Source organism: Tepidibacter formicigenes DSM 15518, from assembly GCF_900142235.1.
GTDB classification, from domain to species: domain Bacteria; phylum Bacillota; class Clostridia; order Peptostreptococcales; family Peptostreptococcaceae; genus Tepidibacter; species Tepidibacter formicigenes.
Genome location: NZ_FRAE01000136.1, coordinates 1 through 1,726, shown reverse-complemented (window position 1 = coordinate 1,726; position 1,726 = coordinate 1). Strand labels below are relative to the sequence as shown.

Sequence of the window (1,726 nt, the reverse complement as noted above, 5' to 3'; positions counted from 1 at the left end):
GGTCTAGCAGCGGAAACAGTAACTGCAGGAGATCCAACTTTTGCAGGACCACTTGCAGGTGTTGAACTTGGACTTAGAGTATATCATGCAGTAGAACCTCAATTTAAAGGTGAGGTAGATGAGTCTGTATATGAAGAGCAAATCGGCATGATGGAAATGGTTCTTGAAGTAGATGAAATTATAGAAGAAATGAAAAATATAAGAGAAGAGTTTTGTAAATTTAACGATTAATTAAAAACCTGAGAGGGGGGACAAGTATGGAAAAAATAAAGGTAGTTCATTATATTAACCAATTCTTTGCTGGAATTGGAGGAGAAGAAAAAGCGGATACAAAACCTTTAATTATGGAGGAATTGCCTCCTATTAGTAAAAATTTAGATAAGATTTTAGGAGAAGAAGCAAAAGTTGTTGCTGCTGTAGTATGTGGAGATTCATATTTTAATGAAAATCTAGAAACTGCTAAAAAAGAAGTTTTAGATATGATTAAGAGTTTTAATCCAGATTTATTTATAGCAGGACCAGCTTTTAATGCAGGAAGATATGGAGTTGCTGCTGGTACTATTACTAAAGAAGTAAAGGATGTACTAAAAATACCTGTTCTTACTGGAATGTACCCTGAAAATCCAGGAGCCGATATGTTTAAAAAAGATCTTTACATAGTAGAGACAGCTAATTCAGCAGCTGGAATGAGAAAAGCTCTTCCAGTTATAGGTAAACTAGCTTTGAAACTTGGTAAAAAAGAAAAAATAGGTTCTCCTAAAGAAGAAGGATATATAGAAAGAGGAGTTAGAGTAAACTACTTCTCAGATGTTAGAGGTTCTAAAAGAGCTGTAGATATGATGATTAAGAAGCTTAAAGGAGAAGCTTTTGAAACAGAATATCCAATGCCTGATTTTGATAGAGTGGACCCAAATCCTGCTGTTAAGGATTTATCTAAAGCTAAAATTGCAATCGTTACATCTGGGGGAATAGTTCCAAAAGGAAATCCAGATAGAATTGAATCTTCTTCTGCTTCAAAATATGGAAAATATGATATTGCAGACTTCAATGATTTAACTAGTGAAACTCATGAAACTGCTCATGGTGGATATGATCCTGTTTATGCAAATGAAGATGCTGATAGAGTACTACCTGTAGATGTTTTAAGAGATTTAGAAAGAGAAGGAGTAATCGGAGAGCTTCACAGATATTTCTATACAACAGTAGGTAATGGAACATCTGTTGCAAATTCTAAAAAATATGCAGCTGAGTTTGCTAAAGAATTAGTAGCTGATGGAGTAGATGCAGTAATTTTAACATCTACATGAGGTACTTGTACACGTTGCGGAGCAACGATGGTAAAAGAAATAGAAAGAGCGGGACTTCCTGTAGTTCATATTTGTACAGTAGTACCTATATCACTAACAGTTGGAGCGAATAGAATAGTGCCAGCTATAGCTATTCCACATCCTCTTGGAAATCCAGCTCTAGATGCAAATGAAGAAAAATCTTTAAGAAGAAATATGGTTGAAAAAGCTTTAAAAGCCTTAACAACTGAAGTTGAAGGTCAAACTGTATTTGAAGATTAATTAAATAGATGGGCTTAGGCCCATCTATTCCAGTATATATTAAAATTTTGGAGGTGTCTATACAATGTCTTATTCTGTAGTAAAGGGAGCTGGGTATATACTTGTACATACTCCAGATATGATAATTCATAATGGGTCAACACAAACAACAGAAAGAA

At 34.5% G+C, this 1,726-nt stretch carries 1 protein-coding gene and 1 pseudogene; both read left to right on the top strand.

Going from position 1 to position 1,726, the window contains the following annotated elements:
• A pseudogene (locus tag BUA77_RS13195) lies at nt 1–231 on the top strand (glycine/sarcosine/betaine reductase complex selenoprotein A); the annotation flags it as partial.
• 26 nt (nt 232–257) lie between these two features.
• Nucleotides 258–1,568, top strand: coding sequence for a glycine reductase complex selenoprotein B (gene grdB / locus BUA77_RS13190; RefSeq protein WP_084605815.1), 1,311 nt, complete (start codon nt 258–260; stop codon nt 1,566–1,568).
• Nucleotides 1,569–1,726: the final 158 nt, after the last annotated feature.